The sequence below is a fragment of the Caballeronia sp. LZ016 genome (assembly GCF_031450805.1).
Classification (GTDB): Bacteria; Pseudomonadota; Gammaproteobacteria; order Burkholderiales; family Burkholderiaceae; genus Caballeronia.
On record NZ_JARTVY010000002.1, the window covers coordinates 1067059 to 1090775 of the forward strand.

Annotated in this window: 24 protein-coding genes and 1 rRNA gene; 10 read left to right on the plus strand and 15 right to left on the minus strand. The window is 63.2% G+C overall.

Features of this window, described 5'->3' with window-relative positions; genetic code table 11:
* The first annotated feature begins 48 nt into the window (after window positions 1–48).
* Window positions 49–1251 (plus strand): ADP-forming succinate--CoA ligase subunit beta, encoded by a 1203-nt coding sequence (sucC, locus tag P9220_RS18475; protein ID WP_309766591.1) that lies wholly within the window; start codon window positions 49–51, stop codon window positions 1249–1251.
* Window positions 1248–2120 (plus strand): succinate--CoA ligase subunit alpha, encoded by an 873-nt coding sequence (gene sucD / locus P9220_RS18480; RefSeq protein WP_309766593.1) that lies wholly within the window; start codon window positions 1248–1250, stop codon window positions 2118–2120. Before sucC ends, sucD begins: the two co-directional genes overlap by 4 nt.
* A gap of 73 nt (window positions 2121–2193) precedes the next feature.
* On the opposite strand, the gene P9220_RS18485 is transcribed toward sucD, so the two are convergent.
* The 5 genes from P9220_RS18485 to oxlT all read right to left on the minus strand — a co-directional run bounded on the left by P9220_RS18485 (window position 2194) and on the right by oxlT (window position 6710).
* A complete protein-coding gene (locus tag P9220_RS18485) occupies window positions 2194–2919 on the minus strand; it encodes a GntR family transcriptional regulator (protein ID WP_309766594.1) in 726 nt (241 codons plus the stop codon).
* The gene (locus P9220_RS18490) at window positions 2909–3130 is read right to left on the minus strand and encodes a hypothetical protein (RefSeq protein WP_309766595.1); all 222 of its coding nucleotides are present in this window, start codon (window positions 3128–3130) and stop codon (window positions 2909–2911) included. Before P9220_RS18490 ends, P9220_RS18485 begins: the two co-directional genes overlap by 11 nt.
* A gap of 114 nt (window positions 3131–3244) precedes the next feature.
* Window positions 3245–4258, minus strand: a complete 1014-nt coding sequence (locus P9220_RS18495; protein WP_309766597.1) for a 2-dehydropantoate 2-reductase — start codon at window positions 4256–4258, stop codon at window positions 3245–3247.
* A gap of 142 nt (window positions 4259–4400) precedes the next feature.
* Entirely contained in the window at window positions 4401–5348 is a 948-nt protein-coding gene (locus tag P9220_RS18500) for a LysR family transcriptional regulator (protein WP_309766599.1), read from the minus strand.
* A gap of 9 nt (window positions 5349–5357) precedes the next feature.
* Entirely contained in the window at window positions 5358–6710 is a 1353-nt protein-coding gene (oxlT, locus tag P9220_RS18505) for an oxalate/formate MFS antiporter (RefSeq protein ID WP_309766600.1), read from the minus strand.
* A gap of 387 nt (window positions 6711–7097) precedes the next feature.
* On the opposite strand from oxlT, the gene P9220_RS18510 reads away from it, so the two are divergent.
* Both P9220_RS18510 and P9220_RS18515 read left to right on the plus strand, forming a co-directional pair.
* Window positions 7098–8042 (plus strand): LysR family transcriptional regulator, encoded by a 945-nt coding sequence (locus P9220_RS18510; protein WP_309766830.1) that lies wholly within the window; start codon window positions 7098–7100, stop codon window positions 8040–8042.
* A gap of 97 nt (window positions 8043–8139) precedes the next feature.
* Window positions 8140–8484 carry a hypothetical protein gene (locus tag P9220_RS18515; RefSeq protein WP_309766601.1) on the plus strand — a complete coding sequence of 115 codons (345 nt, stop codon included), beginning with the start codon at window positions 8140–8142 and terminating at the stop codon, window positions 8482–8484.
* A gap of 123 nt (window positions 8485–8607) precedes the next feature.
* On the opposite strand, the gene P9220_RS18520 is transcribed toward P9220_RS18515, so the two are convergent.
* Entirely contained in the window at window positions 8608–10059 is a 1452-nt protein-coding gene (locus P9220_RS18520) for an aldehyde dehydrogenase family protein (RefSeq protein WP_309766604.1), read from the minus strand.
* Window positions 10060–10334: 275 nt separating this feature from the next.
* Between P9220_RS18520 and P9220_RS18525 the strand changes: the two genes are divergently transcribed.
* Window positions 10335–10745, plus strand: coding sequence for an RcnB family protein (locus tag P9220_RS18525; protein ID WP_309766605.1), 411 nt, complete (start codon window positions 10335–10337; stop codon window positions 10743–10745).
* A 37-nt stretch (window positions 10746–10782) separates the two neighbouring features.
* On the opposite strand, the gene P9220_RS18530 is transcribed toward P9220_RS18525, so the two are convergent.
* From P9220_RS18530 to P9220_RS18545, 4 genes are all read right to left on the minus strand, one after another.
* Window positions 10783–11142: an H-NS histone family protein gene (locus P9220_RS18530; RefSeq protein ID WP_309766606.1), complete on the minus strand. Its 360-nt coding sequence runs from the start codon at window positions 11140–11142 to the stop codon at window positions 10783–10785.
* Window positions 11143–11561: 419 nt separating this feature from the next.
* Window positions 11562–12029, minus strand: a complete 468-nt coding sequence (locus P9220_RS18535) for an HU family DNA-binding protein (protein WP_309766607.1) — start codon at window positions 12027–12029, stop codon at window positions 11562–11564.
* Between the two features lie 207 nt (window positions 12030–12236).
* Window positions 12237–12995 (minus strand): endonuclease/exonuclease/phosphatase family protein, encoded by a 759-nt coding sequence (locus tag P9220_RS18540; RefSeq protein WP_309766608.1) that lies wholly within the window; start codon window positions 12993–12995, stop codon window positions 12237–12239.
* On the minus strand, window positions 12992–15322 hold the full coding sequence (locus P9220_RS18545; RefSeq protein ID WP_309766831.1) for a VTT domain-containing protein: 2331 nt from the start codon (window positions 15320–15322) through the stop codon (window positions 12992–12994). Before P9220_RS18545 ends, P9220_RS18540 begins: the two co-directional genes overlap by 4 nt.
* 176 nt (window positions 15323–15498) lie before the next feature.
* Between P9220_RS18545 and P9220_RS18550 the strand changes: the two genes are divergently transcribed.
* From P9220_RS18550 to P9220_RS18565, 4 genes are all read left to right on the plus strand, one after another.
* Entirely contained in the window at window positions 15499–16527 is a 1029-nt protein-coding gene (locus tag P9220_RS18550; RefSeq protein WP_309766609.1) for an aldo/keto reductase, read from the plus strand.
* A gap of 105 nt (window positions 16528–16632) precedes the next feature.
* Window positions 16633–17247: a LysE family translocator gene (locus P9220_RS18555; protein WP_309766610.1), complete on the plus strand. Its 615-nt coding sequence runs from the start codon at window positions 16633–16635 to the stop codon at window positions 17245–17247.
* 293 nt (window positions 17248–17540) lie between these two features.
* Entirely contained in the window at window positions 17541–17711 is a 171-nt protein-coding gene (locus P9220_RS18560; RefSeq protein WP_309766612.1) for a hypothetical protein, read from the plus strand.
* A gap of 248 nt (window positions 17712–17959) precedes the next feature.
* On the plus strand, window positions 17960–18121 hold the full coding sequence (locus P9220_RS18565) for a DUF1328 domain-containing protein (RefSeq protein WP_035967564.1): 162 nt from the start codon (window positions 17960–17962) through the stop codon (window positions 18119–18121).
* A gap of 80 nt (window positions 18122–18201) precedes the next feature.
* Here P9220_RS18565 and P9220_RS18570 read toward each other — a convergent pair whose 3' ends face one another.
* Window positions 18202–19287, minus strand: coding sequence for an MBL fold metallo-hydrolase (locus P9220_RS18570; RefSeq protein WP_309766614.1), 1086 nt, complete (start codon window positions 19285–19287; stop codon window positions 18202–18204).
* A 234-nt stretch (window positions 19288–19521) separates the two neighbouring features.
* Here P9220_RS18570 and P9220_RS18575 point away from each other — a divergent pair, with 234 nt between their 5' ends.
* On the plus strand, window positions 19522–19857 hold the full coding sequence (locus P9220_RS18575) for a hypothetical protein (protein WP_309766615.1): 336 nt from the start codon (window positions 19522–19524) through the stop codon (window positions 19855–19857).
* Window positions 19858–19860: 3 nt separating this feature from the next.
* Here P9220_RS18575 and P9220_RS18580 read toward each other — a convergent pair whose 3' ends face one another.
* From P9220_RS18580 to rrf, 4 genes are all read right to left on the minus strand, one after another.
* On the minus strand, window positions 19861–21645 hold the full coding sequence (locus P9220_RS18580) for an IlvD/Edd family dehydratase (protein ID WP_309766617.1): 1785 nt from the start codon (window positions 21643–21645) through the stop codon (window positions 19861–19863).
* Window positions 21646–21729: 84 nt separating this feature from the next.
* Window positions 21730–22728, minus strand: coding sequence for a LacI family DNA-binding transcriptional regulator (locus P9220_RS18585; RefSeq protein WP_309766833.1), 999 nt, complete (start codon window positions 22726–22728; stop codon window positions 21730–21732).
* Between the two features lie 47 nt (window positions 22729–22775).
* On the minus strand, window positions 22776–23426 hold the full coding sequence (locus P9220_RS18590) for a hypothetical protein (protein ID WP_309766619.1): 651 nt from the start codon (window positions 23424–23426) through the stop codon (window positions 22776–22778).
* A gap of 149 nt (window positions 23427–23575) precedes the next feature.
* A 5S ribosomal RNA gene (gene rrf / locus P9220_RS18595) occupies window positions 23576–23688 on the minus strand.
* Between the last annotated feature and the right edge of the window lie 29 nt (window positions 23689–23717).

Below are 23717 nucleotides of genomic sequence, written 5' to 3' on the forward strand. Positions count from 1 at the left end.
ACGCCCCGTCCTGTCCCTCGCGCCACAGCCATCACAAAAGGAGACGCAATGAACATCCACGAATACCAGGCGAAGGCGCTGTTACGTAAGTACGGCGTCGCGGTCCCGCAAGGCCGCGTCGCCTTTGACCCGCAGGAAGCCGCCGACGCCGCAAGCGCGCTCGGCGGGCCGGTATGGGTCGTGAAATCGCAGATTCACGCAGGCGGCCGCGGCGCCGGACGCTTTTCGAACGATCCCGACGGCAAGGGCGGCGTGCGCGTCGTCAAGTCCGTCGACGACGTGCGCGAGAACGCCCGCAAGATGCTGTCGTCGGTGCTCGTCACCAAGCAGACGGGGCCGGCGGGAAAAGAAGTGAAGCGTCTCTATATCGAGGAAGGCTGCGACATCGCGCGCGAGCTGTATCTCGGCATGCTGGTCGATCGCGCGAGCTCGCGCATCACGATCATGGCGTCGACCGAAGGCGGGATGGCGATCGAGGAAGTGGCGCATCGCACGCCGGAGAAGATTCTGAAAGTGGCGATCGATCCGGCGACGGGCCTGCAGCCGTTTCACACGCGGCAAGTCGCGTTCGGACTCGGGTTGACGGGCGCGCAGATCAAAGCGGCTTCGAAGTTCATCGCGGCGCTGTACCAGGCGTTCGTCGATCTCGATGCGTCGGTGGTCGAAGTCAATCCGCTCGTCGTAACCGGTTCGGGCGATGTCATCGCGCTCGACGCCAAGCTCAATTTCGACGATAACGCGCTGTACCGGCACCCGGATATCGAAGCCCTGCGCGACGAAGACGAGGAAGACCCGGCCGAAATCGAAGCGGCGAAGCACGGCCTCAACTACGTGAAGCTCGACGGCAACATCGGCTGCATGGTGAACGGCGCGGGCCTCGCGATGGCCACGATGGACATCATCAAGCTCTATGGCGGCGAGCCGGCGAACTTTCTGGACGTCGGCGGCGGCGCGACGCAAGAGCGCGTCGCGACGGCGTTCAAGCTGATCCTGCGCGATCCGAAAGTGCGCGGGATTCTCGTCAACATTTTCGGCGGCATCATGCGATGCGACGTCATCGCGCAAGGCGTCGTGGCGGCGGCGCGGGAAATCGATCTGCACGTGCCGCTCGTCGTGCGTCTCGCGGGCACGAACGTCGATGCCGGCCGCGAAATCCTGCGCACATCGGGTCTCGCCATCATCCCCGCCGAAAATCTCGCCGATGCCGCCGACAAAATCGTTTCAGCCGTAGCCGTGGGAGAGTCCAAATGAGCGTTCTCATCAATCAGGATACGAAGGTCATCTGCCAGGGCTTCACCGGCGCGCAAGGCACGTTTCATTCGGAGCAGGCGATCGCATACGGCACGCGCATGGTCGGCGGCGTCACGCCGGGCAAGGGCGGCACGTCGCATCTGGACCTGCCCGTCTTCGATACGGTGGCCGACGCGGTCGCCCGGACGGGCGCGGACGCGTCCGTGATCTACGTGCCGCCGCCCTTCGCCGCCGATGCGATCCTCGAAGCCATCGATGCCGAAGTGCCGTTCATCGTCTGCATCACCGAAGGAATACCGGTGCTCGACATGCTGCGCGTGAAGCGCGCGCTCGCCGGTTCAAAGAGCCGTCTCGTCGGGCCGAACTGCCCGGGCGTCATCACGCCGGGGCAATGCAAGATCGGCATCATGCCGGGGCATATCCATCAGCCGGGGAAGATCGGCGTGGTGTCGCGTTCGGGGACGCTGACTTACGAGGCGGTGGCGCAGACAACGGCGGCCGGGCTCGGGCAGACGACATGCATCGGCATTGGCGGCGATCCGGTGAACGGGACGAACTTCATCGATTGCCTCGAACTCTTTCTTGCCGACGACGCGACCGAGGGCATCATCATGATCGGCGAAATCGGCGGATCGGCGGAAGAGGAAGCCGCGCAGTTCCTGAAAGACGCGAGGACGAAGAAGCCGGTAGTGGGATTCATCGCGGGAACGAGCGCGCCGCCGGGACGGCGCATGGGCCACGCGGGCGCGATCATTTCGGGCGGATCGGGCACGGCGAGCGCGAAGATTGACGCGATGCGGGCGGCGGGTATCCATGTCGCCGACTCTCCTGCGGCGCTCGGCGAAACGATGGTGCGTGCATTGCGCTAGCGCGCGCGAACGCGGAGAAAGACAGAAAGGCCGCTATGCGGCCTCTCTGTCATTTGATCATCTGGAAGCGAAATCAGTCCAGGAAATCGCAATTCGCCTCGACGAACGCCGCGAGATCGAGCGAATGCTGCTTGACGAGCCGCTCCACCAGTTCGGTGTCGCGCTTTTCCAGCGCCTCGATGATGCGCATGTGATCGACGATCGAGCGCGACGCGCGGTCGCTCTGCGAGATCGTCATTTTCCGAATCGCGCGCACGTGCACGAAGATGTTCTTGATCGTATCGAAGATGATCTGCGACTTGGACAGCCGCACGATGGCCTGATGAAACGCGATATTCGCTTCTGAATACTCGTCGATATGCTCGGCAGGCGTGGTGTCGCGGAAGTTGTCGAACATGTGGCGCAACTGGGCGATTTCCTCGTCCGTCGCGCGCTGCGTGGCGAGACGCGCCGCCATGCTTTCGAGCGCGGCCCACATGTGGATCATCTCGACGATCTCGCGCTTGGTCTTGCGCAAGATGTAGACACCGCGACGCGGCACCGTGCGCAGAAAGCCTTCCTGCTCCAGAAGCGTCATGGCTTCGCGGATGGGCGTGCGGCTCACGCCGAGCGCCTCCGTCAGCTCTTTCTCGTCCAGACGAATCTCTTCGCGGGAGCGGTAAATGTCCGCCTCCGCGATAGCCTGCCGCAGTTTCGCGTACGCCTGATCGCGCAGCGAAACCGTGGCATTGATGGGCTCCAGCGAGAGCGTCAGTCCCCGAACTTCCGGACGGTCTACCGATTGAGTATCAGATGGCATTGATGGCTTGATTTCCCATTTGCGGCCGGTCTGCAACTACACGCTTGCCCGAACCGCCGTTCCGGTCATCCGCCGCGAGACCGGCGAAGCGACCGTGATCCTGTGCGCGCTGCAGCATGTCCTGCGGCACCGCCGACGCAATTACAAACGTAACGCCCACACCCACGGCCACCAGCGCGAATCCGACAACTACCGACAAGGCGATGCTCATTTCAAGGCTCCGGTTAATCACTCAAGAGCCTCCAGTATATGTTGCGTCGCAACAGCGCGCAACATATTTTGCATCTTGCATATTAGAAACAACGCTGGGGCCATCGAGTGCAGTTTATGCCGCTTTCTGCGGTTGCGGGAGTGGCTGTGCACGCGCCGTGCCTTGGTTCACCGCTTCCCGCAATTTGATCAATGCGAGGACGGCATCAATCATCGGCGTCTCGACTTTCACGAGGCGCCCGATTTCCTGGACGACGGTGATGAGCGGATCGATTTCCATCGGGCGGCCGGCTTCGCAGTCCATCAGCATCGAGGTTTTGTGCGCGCCGACCGCACCCGCACCGTTGATGCGCCGCTCCACGTCCACCCGGAAGTTGACGCCGAGCCGGTCCCCGATAGCCTTGGCTTCGAGCATCATCGCCCTGGAAAGCGCGCGCGTGCCGGGATCGCTCGTCAGCACGTCGAGGGTGGCGTGCGTGAGCGCGCTGATCGGATTGAAGCAGAGGTTGCCCCACAGCTTCAGCCAGATTTCGTCGCGGATGTTGTCGCGCATCGGCGCTTCCATGTCGGCGGCGACCATGATGTCGTGCAGCGCCTGCAGACGCGGCGTGATCTGCCCGCTGGGTTCGCCGATCGGAAATTTCTTGCCATAGTGATGTTCGATAACGCCCGGCTCCGCAATTTCCGCAGCCGGCAGCAGCACGCAGCCGATTGCACGCTCCGGCCCGAACACGCTCCACTGCCGGCCGCCGGGATCGATGCTCTGCAGTGTCGTCCCGGCCAATTCGCCGCCGTGCTCGTGGAAGTACCAGTAGGGCAGTCCGTTGACCGCAGTGACGATGGCTGTATCGGGGCCGAGCAACGGCGGCATCAGATCGACGACGCCCGGCACCGAATGCGCCTTCAACGCGATGATGACGAAGTCCTGCAGCCCGAGTTCGGCTGGATTGTTCGTGCAGCGGACCTTGACGGTATGTTCTTCCCCGTCGATCCTGAGGCGCACGCCGTTCGCCTGCATCGCCGCAAGGTGCGGCCCGCGCGCCACGAAGCTCACATCGGCTCCGGCACGCGCAAGCTGGGCTCCCATGTAACCGCCGATGGCGCCGGCGCCGTACACGCAGATTTTCATGGTTCGTCTCCTGAGTTAGATGCTTGTAGTTGCTGATATACAAGATACTACATGCCAGGTGCAGGCCGAACAAGGCGAATCGAGCGAGCGGAAACCCGCACCTGAGGCGCGCTGCGGAACGAAGACCGGGAGAAGCTGGCGCTCAGGCTTCGATCGCCTGAGACGCGATAAGAGTATGCGTCGACGACGCGATGAAGTGCCACCAGACGCTTGCCGCGCTTGCGTGCAGCGCACGCCCGCGCCGCCGCACGAGCATGATCGTGCGCGATTCGTCGGGTGCGAGCGGGATGAAACGCACGCGGTCGCTTTCGCACGCGTTCCGCGCGTGCATCGGCAGAACGCCGACGCCCAGGCCCGCTTCCGCCATTCGCGCGACCGCCGCTGACTGCGCGAGCCGCTGACGGACCGCGCCCGTTACCGCGTACCGCGCGAGCGCGGCTTCGATTGCAGCGAGGCTGCCGGTGTCATCGTCGAGAAGAAGGAGCGGCGTGCCGCGCAACTGCTGCCAATCCACGCGCCCTGCCCCCGCCAGCCGATGCGACCCATGCACCACGGCGGCGAACCCGTCCGCGAAGAGCGGCTCGCTTGCGAGATCGTCCAGATTGTCCGGCGCGATCACCACGCCCAGTTCCGCCTCGCCCGAACGCACGAGCTGGAGCACGGCGTTTTGCGGGCGGTCCATCAGGACCACGGTGATGTCGGGAAGGCGCTCACGGCACGACGCGAAAAGCGGCGGCAGAACGCTCGCGGTCAGGCCGCAACTGCACGCGAGGTTCACGACGCCCGGTTCGCCAGATTCCGACGCGCGCGGCCGCAGCGTCGCTTCGAGTTCCTCGACGAGCGGCGCGATGCGCGACAAGAGCTTGCGTCCGGTATCGGTCAGCGTGACGTGGCGCGTCGTCCGGTCGAACAGCCGCAGCGCAATTTCATCTTCTAGTTCTCGAATACTGCGGCTGACTGCCGACTGGGTGATGCCGAATTCGTCGCCCACGCGCGTGAAACTTCGATAGCGCGCGAGCGTGATGAACAACCGCAACTGGTGCAGCGAAACGGAAGGCGCATGCGCGGAGCCGGGCGGACGGTCGCGCATGCCGTGTCCTCACTGAACCGACGTATTGCGCGACGTTTCCGGCCAGCCCGCCTGAAACGACGCATTCACCGATGCATCGCCCGACGTTTCCGCAACAGTGTTCTCGATCCAGCGCTTGCGCATCGGCGCGAGCACGAACTTGGCGCACAGCCCCGCCGCGATCGATGTCACCGCCGCCGTGATGAACACCGCGTTCCACGATCCGAACGAGGCCAGCACCGAAGCAAGCGGCACCAGCATCGACGCTGTCCCCTTCGCCGTGTACAGCGTGCCAGCGTTCGCTGCCGCGTACTTGCTGCCGAAGGTGTCCGCGCAGGTCGCCGGGAAGATCGAGAAGATCTCGCCCCAGCAGAGGAAGGTCAATGCGGCGAACAGCATGAAGAGATACGGGTTGTGACCGAATTCCATCAGTCCGAGCAGCGCGACGCCTTCACCGAGAAAGATGATGAACATCGTGTTCTCGCGCCCGATCTTGTCCGAGATGAAGCCGCATAGCGGACGCGTGAAGCCGTTGCACAGATTGTCGATGGAGAGCGTCATCGCGAGCAGCGGCAAGGTCACGCCGAGCAGGTTGACCGGCATCTTGGCGAAGCCGTATTCCTTCGCGATCGGCCCGAACTGCGCCGTGGCGATGACACCGCCCGCCGCGACAAACACGAACATCAGATACAGCACCCAGAAAAGCGGCGAGCGCACCATCTGGCCGGTGGTGTAATCGATCTTCGTCGACACGATGCGCTTCGCCGGCACGACGTTCACAGGCGGCTTCGGGCGCACGAGCAGCAACGCGAGAAAGAAGATGCACACGCCCTGGAAGATGCCGAAGAACATGAACGCGTGTTCGTAGCCCGAGCTCTGGATCATGTTCGAGATCGGGATGACCGTCACGGCGGCGCCCGCGCCGAAGCCCGCTGCCGTCAGGCCCGCAGCGAGTCCGCGCTTGTCGGGGAACCACTTGAGCGCCGTGCCGACGCACGTGCCGTACACGCAGCCCGCGCCGATACCCGCAATCACCGCGGCGATGTAAAGATGCGCGAGACTCGTCGCGTGCGCGTCGATGATCCAGCCGAGCGCGGCGCAGATCGAACCGCCGATGACGACCGGCCGCGGGCCGAATTTATCGACGAGCCAGCCCTCGACGGGCACGAGCCACGTCTCGGTGACGATGAAAATGGTGAAAGCCGTCTGAATCGCCGCTTGCCCCCAATGATGCTTGGCATCCATGGGCACGACGAAAAGGGTCCAGGCGTACTGCAGATTCGCGACGAGGCCCATGCATGCAATGCCGATCGCTAATTGAATCCACCTGTTGTGATGACGCCCGTGCGATTGCCCGGACACAACCGTGTCTGCGCTTGCCATGTCTGTCTCCGTTATCTGTTATCGGCGCTCGTGCGGCGCCTGATGCACTGCGAGAACCGCGGGCGCGGTGCGCCAGCGGGCGAGGCGGTCGGTCAGGGAAGATGTTCGGGACGCGCGGCGCGGGCATGGCGGCGCGCATCGGGGAGGGCGATGAAGTTGCACATCTGGCCAACATCCGCGTCAGGCGATCGAAGAATCATTTCGAGCGATTCCCAATAGAGTCCGGATGATTGAAGCAGCCTTTACAGGCTTTCGTGTGCTGCCGATTCGCGACTGGCTTACAAACCCAGGGGCGTGAAGGCATCGTGGGGGAGAAAAACGATTAGGGAAAGTTAAAAAAATTTATTGTATAAGTTAGCTATCGTGAATGGATGAGGGCTCGCCGTGCTGCGTAACGCCACCCTGCGTCAACTGAAAATCTTCGAAACAGTCGCGCGCCGGCTCAGCTTTTCACGGGCTGCGGAAGAGCTGTATCTCACCCAGCCTGCGGTTTCCACGCAAGTCAAGCAACTGGAGGAACATGCCGGCTTGCCGCTCTTCGAGCAACTCGGCAAGAAAATCTACCTCACTCCGGCCGGCAACGAAATGCTCCATTACAGCAGGTCGATTCTCGAGCAGTTCCGTGAAGCCGACGATGCGATGGCGCGCCTCAAAGGGATATCGGGCGGCACGCTCAATGTCGCGGTGATCAGCGCCGGCGACTATTTCTTTCCTCGCTTGCTCGCCGCTTTCACCAAACGTAATACCGATGTCCGGCTCAATCTCGCGGTTCACAATCGCGAAGAACTGCTGCATCAACTCACGGACAATCTCACTGATCTCGCGGTGATGGTTCGGCCGCCGCGCGATATGGATACCGTGAATGTATCGTTTGCGCCGCATCCATATGTGATCGTCGCGCCGCCCGATCATCCGCTCGTCGGGCGCAAGAACCTCCCGCTGGAAGCGCTCGCCGATGAGCCGTTCATCGTTCGCGAGCGCGGCTCGGATACCTGGAATTCGATGGAAGAAGGTTTCGCGGGACGCCTTGCGAATCTCAACGTCGCAATGGAAATCACAAGCACAGAGACGATCAAGCAAGCGGTGATTGCCGGAATGGGAGTGAGTTTTTTATCGGCGCATACGATCAGCATGGAACTGCAGGTCGGCAAACTGGCCGTGCTCGATATCGAGGGTTTTCCCGTGATGCTCAACTGGTTCGTCGTGCATCGGAACAATAAGCGCCTGCCGCCGGTGGCGCTCGCCTTCAAGGATTTTCTCATCGAAGAAGGCGCGGCGCAGATCGAAGCGATCACGCATATCGTCGCGAAGACGGGAAAACCCGACTTATAAGCGTTTTCGAATAGATAGCAGAAGAAAGTTTAACTGTCGTCTATGGATCAGGTTGCCTATTCTCCCAACATGCCCCACGGCCATACAGGAGACGATCATGATCCATTCAACTCACAGCGATGACCGCGAAGTTCAGGCGCAAGTGTGCGCCTTCAATACTGCTTTCGAAGAACTCGACCTGATGTTCCGGTGGGATGCGCAAACGTATCGATCGCTTGCATCGGCGGACAGCGACTATGGAAAGCTCGCGCAGTATATCGGCACGCATTGCCCGCATCTGCTGACGGCTTATAGCGCGGAGTTTCTTTGCCAGGCGATCATCGAGCGCAAGAATTCGACGATCGAGGCTTGCAGGCAGAACACCGTGCAGTATGAAGACAGCACGCAGCGCGCGCGCCTCTGGCGCTCGCGGAATGAGGAAGGACAGCGCGCGAGGGTCTGATTACTGGCTTTGAAGTGAAACGAAGGGGCGGCTATGCCGCCCTTTTGCGTTGAGTCCCGTTCCGTACGCACTCCCACAACACAGCCCTCTCGCGACGCATGCCGCGAGAGAAGCCTCGGTCCTTTACGGCGTCAACGCCACCCACACCGCTTTCGGCTCGGTGAAGTTCTCGATGGCCACGTCGCCGTGCTCGCGGCCAAAGCCCGAATCGCCGGCGCCGCCCCAAGGCAGACGCACATCCGTATAGCCGTAGGTATTCACCCATACGGTGCCCGCCTTCAGTTCCGCAGCCATGCGATGCACCCGCCCGATGTCCGCGCTCCACACGCCCGCTGCCAGGCTATACGCGGTTCCGTTTGCGATGCGCAGTGCGTCGGCTTCGTCGTCGAACGGAATCACGCTCGCGACCGGCCCGAAGATCTCTTCTTGCGAGATCCGCATCTCGTGCTCGACGTTCGCGAACACGGTCGGCTCGACGAAGTAGCCGCGCTCGCCCGACCGCCGTCCGCCCGTCACGAGCGATGCGCCCTCGCCCTTGCCGATATCCACGTAATCGAGCACGCTCTTCATCTGCTTGGCCGAAATGAGCGGACCCATGTTGGTTTCGCGCTTCGACGGATCGCCGAGCTTGATGCTTTGCGCACGCTGCCCGAGACGTTCGACGACCTCGTCATAAACGCCGCGCTGCACGAGCACGCGCGAACCCGCGGAACACACCTGCCCCGCGTTGAAGAAGATGCCTGAAGCCGTCGCGCGCACGGCGCTGTCGATGTTGGCGTCCGCGAAAATCACGTTCGCCGATTTGCCGCCGAGTTCCAGCGTCACGCGCTTGAAGTTGCCCGCCGCGCCCTGCAGAATGCCGCGCCCGACCGACGGCGAACCGGTGAACGTGACCTTGTCGACGCCCGGATGCGCGACGAGCGCATCGCCGACGACCGAGCCTTTTCCCGTCACGATGTTGAGCACGCCCGGCGGCAAGCCCGCTTCGAGTGCCAGACGTCCGACCATCAGCGCGGAAAGCGGCGTGATTTCGGCGGGCTTGACGATCAGCGTGCAGCCGCATGCGAGTGCGGGCGCGATCTTCCACATGCCGATCATCAACGGAAAATTCCAGGGCACGATGGCCCCGACCACGCCGACCGGTTCCCGCACCGTGTAGGTGAGCGCATCGGGGCGCGCGGGCACGACCTGTCCGTTGATCTTGTCGCACCAGCCGGCGTAATAGGTCAGCGTATCGATGGCGGCGGGCACGTCCTGACGCTGCACGCCGGCGATCGGCTTGCCCGCATCGAGACTTTCGAGCGCGGCGAGCTCTTCCTGATTCTCGCGCAGCAGTTCGGCGAGCCGCATCAGGATGCGGCCGCGTTCGGCGGCGCGGATACCGTTCCACGGTTTCAACGCGGCGCGCGCCGCCGCTACCGCGCGATCGACATCCGCCGATGTGCCCTGCGCCACGTAGGCGATGGCGTTCTCGGTCGCCGGATCGAGATTCGTCGAATATTCTCCGCCGCTCGGCGCGACGAATTCTCCGCCGATCAACAGCTCGTAACGCTTGAGGTCCGCACTGCTTTCCATTGCCGTCTCCCTGCTTTATCGAATCGTTTCATGGTGAGCCAGAAAGACCATTCACGATAGCAAAACATTTTTATTGTTCGCATTCAGCTGAATGTATGGACCGCTGAAACCTTCGGGGTTGGCTCGCTCGAGACTGCGTAATACGGAGTAAGCGTTACTTACACATTCTCACGGCATTGTCGGAGGCCAGCCCGTAGAGTGGCAGCGGGTCGCGCGAACCGGCTTTGTGGGTCGGGAATCGCGGTCGCAATTCAGCTATCGAGGAGAAGTGTTTGATGAAGAAGAATCAAATTGTCGCGGTGCTGTTGTGCGCCGGCATGGCTTTCGGTGCGGGCGCGAGTGTCGCGCAGCCGTCGCATGGCGGGCCGGATCATGGGAACGATCGTGGCAATGAGCACGGCAACGGGCATGGTCCCGATCGCGCACCCGGACGTGCGCCGGTGATGAACGGTCACGACGCGCCGCGCCCGCAGGAACATGCCGACCATGACCGCGGACATCCCGACTGGCGCAAGGGCGACCGGCTGTCGGCGGATTATCGTAATCGCCAGTATGTCGTCGATGACTGGCACGGCCACGGCTTGCGTCAGCCGCCGCGCGGATACCAATGGGTCGGCGTGGGAGCAGACTATCTGCTCGTGGCAGTCGGCACGGGATTGATCGCGCAGGTGGTGTTGTCGCAGTAAGCCGGGTTCGCGCAGAGTGGGTTGCGCTGCGGCCGCTCTACTCTTCGTCCGCGAACAGCGATGCCTGCCCGATGCGTGCCGATGCGCCGTTCGCGGGCAGGCTGGCGAGGAACGCATCGCGGTCCTTGCCGGCGATCCAGTGCGGCGCGCGACCGCGTCCGCTCCACGTTGCGCCACTCGCGGGGTCGCGGTATTTGATGGCGACATCGGACGCGGCGGACGACGTCTCGGGCTTGCGGCCCAACAGCTCGTTCAGCGTGATGCCGTATTCGCGCATCTTTTGCACGATCTCTATTAGCGCGAGCCGCTCTTCTTTTCGCCGCGCTTCGGCAAGTTCCTTTTCCAGCGATTCTCTTTGCGCCATCAACTCGGCGACTTGCGGACTTCTGTACGTCATGTTCGTGTCGGGCGTCGGGTATGCGATGTCATCGCCCGCGCATGGCGGAGCGAGGGGTTCGATGCAGGGGGCGCGGGAGCCGCGCAGTCGGGCGCGGCGTTGAAATGCCGCGAAAACGAGAGGCTAACACGAACTGGTGTGCCGGGCAGGAGCGCGAGGACATGCCGTGCTTTCAGCATCGACGGCCAGAGCGCGATAGGAACGCGCGCCGTCTTTGCGGCCGCTTATGCGGTATCGCATGACTGGCTAGCTCAACGGCCTGCATTGCAGCGGACTCGTTCATCAGGGTTCCTTACATGCCGGCGCTTCACGCGACGGTCCTATGAGCGCCCCGACGTTCTCGACGAAGAAAACAAAAAGGCCAGCTTCCCCCACCGGAAAAGCCAGCCTCTCCAAACAACTCTAGCTCGAGCCGAACCTTAGGCCGCGGCGTCCTTCAACTTCTTGAGTGCGCGTGCCTTGATGCGCACGCTTGCCGGCTTGGCCGGGAACCAGCGCTCTTCGCCGGTGAACGGATCCTTGCCGAAGCGCTTCTTCTTCGCCGGCACCGCTTGCGCGGAAATCTTCAACAGACCCGACAGCGTGAATTCGCCCGAGCCCTTCTTGTGAACCGAACCGAGGATGGTGTCTTCCAGCGCGACCAGCACGGCCTTGACCGCCTTGACGTCCACTTCCGCGCGCTCCGCCAGATGCGCTGCGAGCGATGCCTTCGTGAAGGTGTCTTTGATCGGCGACAGCGCACCCGCAGTCTTCTTCACGGCGACGCTCTTGGTGGGTACTTTCTTCGCGGCAACCTTCGATGCTGCTTTCTTTGCCGGTGCAGCAGTCTTCACCGTGGCCTTCTTGGCCGTGGCTTTCTTGGCAGCGGTTTTTGCGGAAGTCGGCATGTTTCTCCTACCTGTTTTGGTCAGTGATATCGGAATACGTCAGCGCTTATGCGTTCGTATCAACGCCGGATTCTACATAGGCCAGACGCGTTCGTGCGAGTCTTTTGCGTTTTTATATCGTTTTTTCAGGGGTTTTTCGTGGCGTCGCACTGACAAACGAGCCGCTCGTCGCGCAATGCATGCGCTTTCGATGCACCGCACTGCGCTTCATCCGTGACGCGATGCACGACGCGCGATATGCGCAATCAGCGGATAGTGATCGGATGCGATGCGCGCAAGCCGCGTGCGATGCACGTCGACACGCATCAGCCGCTCGCCGGGATGCACCCAGATTCGATCGAGCGCGAAGAGCGGGCAGCGCGTCGGAAACGTGCGCAAGGCACTTGCGCGATGGAAGTGCGTGACGAGCCGCCGCAACGTGCGGCCATAGACGAACCACTCGTTCAGATCGCCGAGAAGGATCACCGGAAGCGCGGGCGTATCGAAGCTCTGCAGCACCTGATCGACCTGCGCGCGGCGTTCGCTCGATGCAAGCCCGAGATGCGTCGCGACGACGCGCCATAGTTCGCCGTTGCAGTCGATGTCCGCGTCGAGCGCGCCGCGCGGCTCGCGGCTTCGGAAAGAAAGATCGAGCGTACGCACCGCGCGCACCGGATAACGTGTCAGCACGGCGTTGCCGTAGCGGCGCTCCGGTGTATCGAGCGTCGGGCCTGCAACGGCATGCAGACCCGTCATGCGCTGGAGCATCTCGAGGACATCGGGATGACCGTTGCCGCCGAGCGGCATCTCCTGCAGCGCGAAGATATCCGCATCCATTTCGGCGAGCACACCGGCGATGCGTTCCGGCGCGAACTTGCCGTCGATGCCCACTGCGCCGTGCACGTTGTACGTCGCGATGCGCAACTCCTTCACGCGCGTCGCGCTCAGTTTTTCGATGTCGATTCCGGCCTCGTGCATCAACGTCATGAGCTGACCTCGTCATGATTGCGCGACGATGCGTCATCGTTCGCCGTGTCGCGCGGCATCGCGCTGCGCTCGCGCAGACGGCTCGCGCGCTGCGCTTCGTCGCTTGCGCGCGCCTTGTCCGCATCGCTCGGCGCGCCTTCCGCCACCTTCTCTTCGCTGTCGTTGCGGCGGCCAAGAAAGCGCTGCAGCAGGATCGACACGCCGATCAGGACCGCGCCGATGCCGATCAATACGGCGAACGACCCGACCGTCGGATGGCGCAACGATGCCACCAGCTGATGCGCGAACGCCACCGTCAACAGGATGCCGGGACCCATGCCGAGCAGCGTGCCGATCAGGAAATCGCGCATGCGAATGTGCGATGCACCGGCCACCAGATTGACGATCGAAAACGGCGCAACCGGCAACAGCCGCAGCACGACGACCGCGACGATGCCCCGCTGCGCCACGCGCTCCGATAGCCGGTTCACGCGCGCACCCGCGAGCTTGCGCACCGCATCGCGGCCGAGCCATTGCCCGAGCATGTACGAAACGGAAGCGGCGATCATGGTGCCGGCGAATGCATACGCGCTGCCCCAACCGGCGCCGAACACGAGACCCGTCGTCGCGATCAAGAGCGTGATCGGCACGGAGATCACGGCGGCGACGACATAGCAGAGCAGGATCAGAAGCGGCGCGAGCGGCAGCGCATCGATGCGCCGCGTGGCCTCGGTCAGCGACTTCACGTTGATGTATTCGCCGAGCGGCGTCCAGTGCCACACGGCCGCCACGCCGACGACGAGCAATGCGAGCACGCCGAGCAGCGCGAAGCGGCCGATGAGCGGGCGCGTCCTTTCGGCAGGCACGAACTGGTCGACGAGTTCGTCGGCGGCAATCGGCGTTTCGGGATCGACGAGCGCTTCGGGCGGGATGAGTTGATCGAGCTCGCGCGACACTTCGGGATCGAGCGGCACCAGCGTGCGATGCTCGTCGCGATCGCGCGAAAGCGCCTGAATCGCGGCATTCAGACCGCCGCCGCGCGCATCGCGCTCGCGCACGATGTCCGCCACTTCGCAGCCAAGATGTTCCGCGAGCAGCGTGTCGCGCATCGTCGCGATGGCGCGGCGCAAACGGGCATCCGCGCCGGCATCGATCGATATGTTGCACTCGCTGTCGAGCACCATCGAGCGATTGTTGAGGTTCGCGGAGCCGACGATCAGCAGTTCGTCGTCGACGATCATCAGCTTGCTATGCACGTTGACGATCTCTTCGCCCAGATTGGGCACGGTCGGACACAGCAGCCGGTAACGTCCGTGACGATCCGCCTGTTTCAGGAGCTTGTGGAGACGCGCGCGCAGCACGCCCATCGTCACTTCCTGCAGCCAGCCGCTCTGATTGCGCGGCACGACGATGGTGAGATCGGGCCCGTCTTCGCGCTCGAGGGAATCGGACAGCGCCGCGCCGATGGTGCCCGACGTGAAGTACTGATTCTCGATGTAGATGCTGCGCCGCGCGCGCGCGATCGCATCGAGATATTGCGTGCGGATCTGCTGCACGGCGGGCCGGCCGAGATACGCGGGCTCCGTGAGCGAGATCGCGAGCTGCACGTCTTCCACATCGACGGCGCGCGAAGGCGGCCACGGATCGTTCTGCAGCGCCACGCGATGCGCGCGGATAGCGAGGCGCCGGCCGCATGCGCGCGACCAGCGTTCGCGCGCAAGCTGACCGATCTCGCGGGCAGCGTCGCCATCGAACATCGTGTGGACATCATGGAACGGCTGATACTTCGCGCCGTTCGCGTCACGTCGATGCGGATCGTCGGGCGCATGAGCGGGCGTGTCCCAGCGCGAACGCGTGAGATCGAGACCGCCGACGAATGCGAGGCGATCATCGATCACGACGAGCTTCTGATGCTGCGAGCCGCCGAGCGGATGCTTGCCGTCCATCTGAAACGCGATGCGCCGATGCGTGCGCCAGCCCATCTTGTAGACCGGCAGCCATTCGCGTTCGAACGCGTAGAGCATCGCGAAGTCCCACGCGAGGATGTAGATGCGCAGGCGGCGCTTTTCGGCTGCTATCGCGTGCAGGAAGTCGCCGAGCGCTTCGGGATAGCCGTCGTTCGAACCTTCCGGCGTGAGCTTCATGCGGCTGTCGATATCCCAGCCGAGGATGAACACCGTGCGCTCCGCACGCGTGATCGCCTCGCGCAGCACGCGAAAATAGTCGGAGCCGTCGATGAGCATGCTGAAGCGATCCGCGTGACGCACGCTCGCGCAGTTGCGTCCCGGCTCGAAGAAGGATTCGTCGCGTTTGTCCGTGGTCATCGCGTTGGCGCGGGCGTCGCGCATGGCAGTCTCGTTCAAGCGCTCTCCGTCATGTTGGCCTGCATGCCGCAGCGCGCCGCGACATGTGCGTCAGGGGTTTGCAAGCAACGTGCCCGTGCGCCGATGCCGGTTCTGCACGCATGCGGCCGTTGCGGTAGTCTCGTCATCGATACCAACGACCATCATAGAGAGGACATGCCATGGAATATCGACATCTAGGTGCTTCGGGATTCAAGGTGCCCGTACTGAGCTTCGGCACCGGCACGTTCGGCGGCAAGGGTGAGTTCTTCCAGGCGTGGGGGCAGACCGATGTAAGCGAAGCGCGTCAGCTCATCGACATCTGTCTCGATGCAGGCGTCACCATGTTCGACACCGCCGACATCTACTCGCGCGGCGCATCGGAGTCCATTCTCGGCGAGGCGCTCAAGGGCCGGCGCGACAAGGCCATCATCTCGACGAAAGCCACCTTTCGTTTCGATACCGACGAACCTAACAGCGTCGGCTCATCGCGCTTCCATCTCATCAACGCGGTCAACGATGCGTTGAAGCGCCTGCAGACCGATTACATCGATCTCTTCCAGTTGCATGGCTTCGATGCGAAAACGCCCGTCGAAGAGACGCTTTCCACGCTCGACGATCTCGTGCGCGCGGGGAAAATCCGCTATACGGGGGTATCGAATTTCTCGGGCTGGCATCTGCAGAAATCGCTCGACGTGGCCGACCGTTACGGCTATCCGCGCTATGTCGCCAATCAGACGTACTACTCGCTCATCGGCCGCGACTACGAGTGGGAACTGATGCCGCTCGGGATCGATCAGGGCGTCGGCGCGGTCGTATGGAGTCCGCTCGGATGGGGACGCCTGACCGGCAAGATTCGGCGCGGCCAGCCGCTGCCCGATTCCAGCCGCCTGCATAAGACCGCCGACATGGGGCCGCCCGTGCCCGATGAGCATTTGTACCGCGTGGTCGATGCGCTCGATGCCATCGCCGAGGAAACGGGCAAGACGGTGCCGCAGATCGCGTTGAACTGGCTGCTGCAGCGTCCGACTGTCGCGACGGTGCTGATCGGCGCGCGCAACGAAGAGCAGTTGCGGCAGAACCTGGGCGCCGTCGGCTGGAACCTGACAGCCGATCAGGTGAAGCGGCTCGACGAGGCAAGCAAGGTGAGGCCGGCTTATCCGTACTGGCATCAGGAAGGATTCGCGGAGCGAAACCCGTTCCCCGTGTGATTCGCGCGTCGTGCCGTACCGGAAGCCTTGCGTCGAGGTGTACCGGTACTGTACAGATTCCAACGCTTAAACTGGCCGCAATCGACTCACCTTGCGAACTGCGCCATGCCTTCCGACCTTCTCAACGCCCTGCCCGCCGCCGCGCTCTTCGTGCTCGTGACGAGCATCACGCCGGGTCCGAACAACACGATGCTGCTCGCGTCGGGTGTCAATTTCGGACTGCGGCGCACGGTGCCACATGTCCTCGGCATCAGCGCGGGCGTCGCCTTGCTGATGCTCGCGGTGGGGCTGGGTCTCGCGCAAGCGTTCGATCGCCTGCCGTGGCTTTATCCGGCGCTCGAAACGGCCAGCGTCGTTTATCTGCTCTATCTCGCATGGAAGATCGCGACGTCGTCGTCGGTGCAGATGCGCAACGGCGAGCGCCGCCCGATGCGGTTTCATGAAGCGCTTGCGTTTCAGTGGGTCAATCCGAAAGCGTGGATGATGGTGCTCACCGCCGCCACGACCATCCATCTGCACGCGAGTCTTTCGCTGAACGCCGCGCTGATGGCCGTCGTGTTCGTGGTGATCGGGCTGCCGTGCATCGTTGCGTGGGCAGCGTTCGGCATGTCGCTGCGGCGTTTTCTCGCGCGTCCACGTCTTCTGCGTGCCTTCAACGTGACGATGGCCGCGCTGCTCGTGCTGTCGCTGTATCCAATCGTCGCGCATTATTTTGCGTGACCGGACGAGCGATTGTTATCCGATAAAGCACTTTGCCTCGCTGCCGGACCCGTGCATACTTGGCTTACGCGCCGGCCACGCAAAATGTGCCGTTCCGCTTGCAAGAATGGGACGGCGGTTTCATCACCCAACCAGCGTTTTGTGCGTTGAACGCTGCCGTCATGAACGATCGCAACGTGCGCCGCTTCGACAATCCTTCGAGGCGGTTTCATCGCCCGGCGTGTACATGCCTCGTTGTTCCTTGGTTCGCGCCGTTTATGGCGCGGCTGTGAAATCCGTTCAAGGAGTACGCCATGTCTGGAGCCAACCGCCCGTCCGGTCCCGCCACGCGCAAATCCCTCGACCTTGCCGATCAGATCGAGCGCGATGAACTCAAGAGCCATCTTCTGGATGCGCAAAACCGCGTCGAGGACGACGATGACGAGGACGATGAAACCGACTCCGATCGCACGCTAAGCCGTTAGCCACGACAGTCTCATCCGCGCGCCCGACAGCGCACAGCCGACGCCGCAATCGTCCACTTTCACGGGCCTGCGGCGTTTTTGTTTCGGCCGACACAAATTCTGGATTCGTCTTGGGCACGTGGGTTGCTTTGACCCTTCGTACCGCGCCACCTTGAACAAAAGCGCGGCACGACCGATGAGCGAAGGCGGCGACGGTGTCCAGTCCGCATGCGAATCGAACTCACCAACCGATCCCCGTGGGAGGCTTCATGCTCCGTTACGCTGTCATATTCTTCATCATTGCGCTCATCGCGGCCTTTTTCGGCTTTGGCGGGATCGCGACGGGCGCGGCGGAAATCGCCAAGATCCTGTTCTTCATCTTCATCGTGATCTTCCTCGCGACCCTGCTGCTCGGCGTATTCAGGCGATGACGCTGGTTGCAAGGCAAGTGTTGCATTGACTGACGCGCGGGCTCTTTCGAGGCCCGCGCGTTTTTTCATGCTGCGCGTTATCAGCGGGCGTTCAGCCGGATCGTCTGACCGTGCTCGAGGACGGTGAAGGCATCGGCAGGAAGGCCGGCGTTGCGCACCGCATCGGCGAGGCGGCGCGGGGGTTCGTCGAGCGGTTCATCGGTTAGTTCGAAGCTGCCCCAGTGAATGCCGATGGCTCTTCTCGCGTGAAGGTCCGCGAAAATGCGGACCGCTTCTTCCGGATCGACATGCTGCGCGCCCATGAACCAGCGGGGATCGTAAGCGCCGACCGGAATCAGCGCGAGATCGAAGCCGCCGAATTGCGCACCGATATCGCGGAAATCGGGCGAGTAGCCGGTGTCGCCCGCAAAGAAAAAGGAATACGGACGGGCCGCGCCCTGCGGCGTCTTGAGGACCCAGCTTCCCCACAACGTTTCCGCGCGATCGAACGGCGTGCGCGCTGACCAGTGCTGCGCCGGCGTGAACCAGATATCGAGTCCGGCGGCGTGCGTTGCGTCGCCCCAGTCGAGTTCTTCGGCGTTCGTCACGCCGATGCGCGTCATCCACGCCTTCACGCCCAGGGGCACGAGAAAGCGCGGCGGGCCGCCCGCTTGGCGATTCAGCGCCTCGATGCTCGGCTTGTCGAGATGATCGTAGTGATTGTGCGAGATGAGGACGACGTCGATATGCGGCAGTTCATCAAGCGTCAGGCCCGGCGGCGTCTTGCGCTTCGGGCCCGCGAAGGAAACCGGCGATGCGCGCTCGGAGAAAACCGGATCGGTGAGCACGTTGACGCCGTCGATCTGCACAAGCGCGCTCGCGTGACCGATCCACGTGAGCGTATCGACGCTGCGATTCGCTTTTAGAAACGCGACGTCGGGACGCGCCATCGGGAAGCGATAGCCATTCGCCGGCGGTTTCGGCAGCCCTTGCGTGAAGCGTTCCCATTGCCACTTGAGAAACGACTCGCGCGGCAGATGACGGTAATTGTTCTCGAAGCCCGCGGACGTATGCGTCGCGTGCCTCAGCGGCTGCGGCTGGTTCGTTATCGGTGGATGCGGCTCCTCACTGCGCGAGGAGCATCCTGCAAGCAAGGCGAGCACGCAGATAGCGATGCGTTGGCGCATAGGCGGATGGGTTGCGTTCGTTCATACGGAATGTAGAAAGGGCGCCTTGCGTTCGCCGTCAGCCAACCGCGCGGCCCGCGCAGGCACTCACCAGGCAAGCGAGTGAGCAAGTTTCGAACCGTCGGCCCGGTTCTTGCGTACTTGGCGCGAAGCCGGAAAACGGCGCATCGAATAACTAACGGCGGCGCGCGTCGGCAAAAGACGCGGCACGCCGGCATGGACCACGGGGGCCCTATGGGCGGCAGCAGAAACAGAAGTCACGCTTCGCGCGCATTCAATCCGCAATTGCATTCGATGCACGCGATGCTCGTCTCGCGCACCGCATCGCATGTTGCGGGCGCATTCACATCACACGGACGCGATCAGAGCCTGGCGGAAGGCATCGCCGATGTCATCGCGCATTGCGGTCACGCAGGGCTCGGCCTCTTCCTCGCCGCTGTCTGGCACTGGCTCGACGAGCGCCGATACTTCGACGCCGCCGACGCCGTGCAGCATCACATCGAAAGCGGCACGATGCCGACGCTGAAGATCGAGCCGCGCATCGCCCAACGGCGCGATGCGCGCGTGTGACGCTCAGTGCGAATGGCGTGGATTGCCGCGCGTCTCGATGACCTTCAGATAGAGCGTCGCCGGCTCGAGACAGCCGCCGGTCGATAGCTGCCCGACCGTCTGCCGATACAGTTCTTGCCACGGCGTCTGCGCGACGGGCGCGGCGAACGCGGCTTCGTCGCGACGGCTCGCGAGTTCCGCTTCATCGAGCAGCACATTGACCGAGCGCGCGTTCAGGTCGACGCGGATGCGGTCGTTCGTGCGCAACAGCGCGAGACCGCCGCCCACGGCCGCTTCCGGCGACATGTTGAGAATCGACGGGCTCGCTGACGTGCCGCTTTGTCGGCCATCGCCCATGCAGGGGAGCGAATCGACGCCGCGCTTGATCAGTTCCGCGGGCGGCGCCATGTTGACCACTTCCGCGCTGCCCGGATAACCCACCGTGCCGCAACCACGAATCACGAGGATGCAATGCTCGTCGATTTCGAGCGCGGGATCGTTGATGCGGTCGTGGTAATCCTCGGGGCCATCGAACACGATCGCCCGCGCTTCGAAGATATTCTCCGCGCCCGGCTCGCTCAGATACGTTTTGGTGAACGCTTCTCCGACTACGGACATCTTCATGATCGCGCTGTCGAAGAAATTGCCCGACAGCACCATGAAGCCCGCACCGTGCTTCAGCGGATCGTCCGCCGTGCGGATGACATCGCGGTCGGCGGCGGGCGCTTCGTCGGCAATTTCGCCGATCGTGCGGCCCGAGACCGTGTCACAGTCGCGATGCAGCAGGCCCGCTGCATCGAGTTGACGCAACACGGCCGGCACCCCGCCCGCGCGATGGAAGCTCTCGCCCAGATATTCACCGGCCGGCATGCAATTGACGATGAGCGGCACCTGCTCGCCGTCGCGCTGCCAGTCTTCGAGACTCAGTTCGATTCCCATATGCCGCGCAATGGCGATCAGATGCGGCGGGCAGTTAGTCGACGCACCGAGCGCCGAGGCAACGACGATCGCGTTGCGGAATGCGTCGCGCGTCATGATCTTCGACGGACGCAGATCCTCGCGCACCATGTCGACGATGCGCTTGCCCGTTGCATACGCCATCTGTCCGCGCTCGCGATACGCGGCCGGAATGCTCGCGCACGTCGGCAATGACATGCCGAGCGCTTCGGCGAGACTGTTCATCGAGAGCGCAGTGCCCATCGTGTTGCAATGGCCGATCGACGGCGACGAAGCCGTCGTCAGTCGCATGAAGCCTTCGTAATCAATCTCGCCAGCGGCGAGCAGATTGCGCGCATGCCAGATGACCGTGCCGGAGCCGACGCGCTTGCCTTCGTACCATCCGTCCAGCATGGGGCCGCCGGAAAGCACGATTGCGGGCATGTCGACGGTGGCTGCGGCCATCAGACAGGCGGGCGTGGTCTTGTCGCAGCCGGTCGTGAGGACGACGCCATCCAGCGGAAAGCCATGCAGGATTTCAACGAGGCCGAGGTATGCAAGGTTGCGGTCGAGCGCGGCGGTCGGGCGGCGGCTCTGCTCCGCGAGCGGATGCACCGGGAATTCCATCGGGATGCCGCCGGCGTCACGGATACCGGCTTTCGTGCGCGCGGCCAGCTCGATGTGATGGCGATTGCACGGCGCGAGATCGCTGCCCGTCTGCGCGATGCCGATGATCGGCCGGCCCGACTGCAACTCCTCGCGCGTCAGGCCGTAGTTCATGAAGCGCTCGACATAGAGCGCGGTCATATCGGCGTGCGAAGGATCGTCGAACCATTCCTGACTGCGCAGGCGGCGGGTTGTTTGCTGGGACATGTCTCTCTCCGTGGGGTGCTGGTGTTATGTTGTTACCGGTAACATTCAATCATAGTACCATGCATCGGCTGGCCTTCCGTTGGCTCACGCGCTCTCGCGCGGAATCACGTGATAGTCGATGCGGATGCGCTTGCCCGCGCGCCTTGCGACGCCCTGATCATATGCTTCGAGTGCGGCCAGCAGCGCCGCGCCGGTTCGCGTGCCGATGCCGTATGCGTCGACGGAGACCGTCGTGATCGATGGCGCGCAGCAGGCGGCCACTTCAAAATTCCCGAAGCCCGCAACAGCGATGTCGTCAGGCACCGAGCGCCCGCGCCGACGGCATTCCATTATCGCGCCGAACGCGGACATGTCGCTCACGCACATCACGGCTTGCGTGTCGGGCCATGCATCGAGGAGCGCGGCCATCGCGGGGCCGCCGTGGCTCATGGTGATCGGTGAATCGCCCAGACGGACGACGCGCCCGGCGTCCAGGCCGCGCGCTTTCATCTCCGTCCGAAAGCCCTTCAGACGATCGAGGCCACGCCGGTCCAGCTCGCTTGCACCGCCGAGAAACCCGATACGCTCGTGACCGCGCTCCGCGAGATAGCGCACCATCTCGCGCGCGGCGTTGACGTTGGAAAAGCCGACGGCGGCATCGATCGGATCGGAAGGGAAGTCCCACATCTCGACGACAGGCACGCCCGAGCGGCGCAACAGCGTGCGCGTCGCTTCGGTATGGCGCGAACCGGTCAGCGCGATGCAGCGCGGCTGGTGGCGCAGCATCGATCGCACCAGGTTTTCTTCGCGGTCGAGGTGGTAGTCGGTGTCGCCGATGAGCAGTTGCAGGCCGTGCGGCTCCAATGCCGCGGAAAGGCCGCGCACGGTGTCGGAGAAATTGGAACTCGATAGCGACGGGACCAGTACCGCGACGAATTCCGACCGCCCCGACGACAGAGCGCCAGCGGCGGCATCCGCTACGTAGCCGAGTTCGTCGATCGCTTTCTGCACGCGCTCGCGCGTCGCGAGGGCCACGCTATGTCCGGCAAGCACGCGCGATACCGTCATCTTCGAAACTCCGGCGAGCCGCGCAACATCGGACATGCGCGGCGGGCCGGCGGGAAGGTCCTCGAAAGTGGCCGACACGTCCCTCAGTCCACCCTTGCCCAGCCGTCCGGCCGCTGCTCGAGCGTCAGATGGAGCTTCGTTTCGCCGGCTTCGCGGTCGGCGGCGACGAGATCGGCGAACGCGCGTTTGATGTCGCGGTCATCCGCCCACGGAGCGATGTTGTCGAGCTTGTAGGTATAAGTCACATCCGTGCGATGCGCGCTGGGGTCGGGCTCCGTCCAGGCGACGACCTTGTCGAGCTTCACGCGTGCGTAGCAGAGCATCCATGCACGGTTGTCGGGCGTGGCGTTCGGGTCGCCCGCTTGTCTGACCGTTTCGACTGCGTATTTTTGCCCTTCGCCCGTCAGGCTATAAGCGACGGCATTCTGCTGTGCGTTGGGACTGGCGTTCGTCGGCGCCGACGCCGCTCGCGCGATCAGACCGCTCTTCTCGAGCGCGGCCAGTTGCTCGCGTAACGCGGCGGCGGAGTATTCGTTGAGATCGCGTGCCGAATACGTGGACGGGAAGGTGAAGGGACCGCGTCCGCTGCGGTTGAGGCACAAGAGGCCGCGATTCGTTTTCATGTCGGCGGTGATCGCGTCGCCGAGACTGGACTCGCTCGCATCGTTCTTCTTGCCGCATGCTGTCGTCAACATCGCGATGCTGACCGCGGCAATCAACAGACTCGTTCTCATAGGCGCTCCGATGGGGTCGGCATCGCGCCATTTTACCGACAAGTTTGCGTCGTTCAGCTCTTGCAGCGTTGAATCGTGTCGAGAACCTGGTGTCCCAAACGCAAAAACCCCACCTTTGAGGGGTGGGGTTTTTGTTTAAGGCATGAGGAGCCTGACGATTACCTACTTTCACACGGGGATCCGCACTATCATCGGCGTGGAGTCGTTTCACGGTCCTGTTCGGGATGGGAAGGGGTGGGACCGACTCGCTATGGTCATCAGGCATGACTTGTTGTTGTGCGCGTTGGGGAC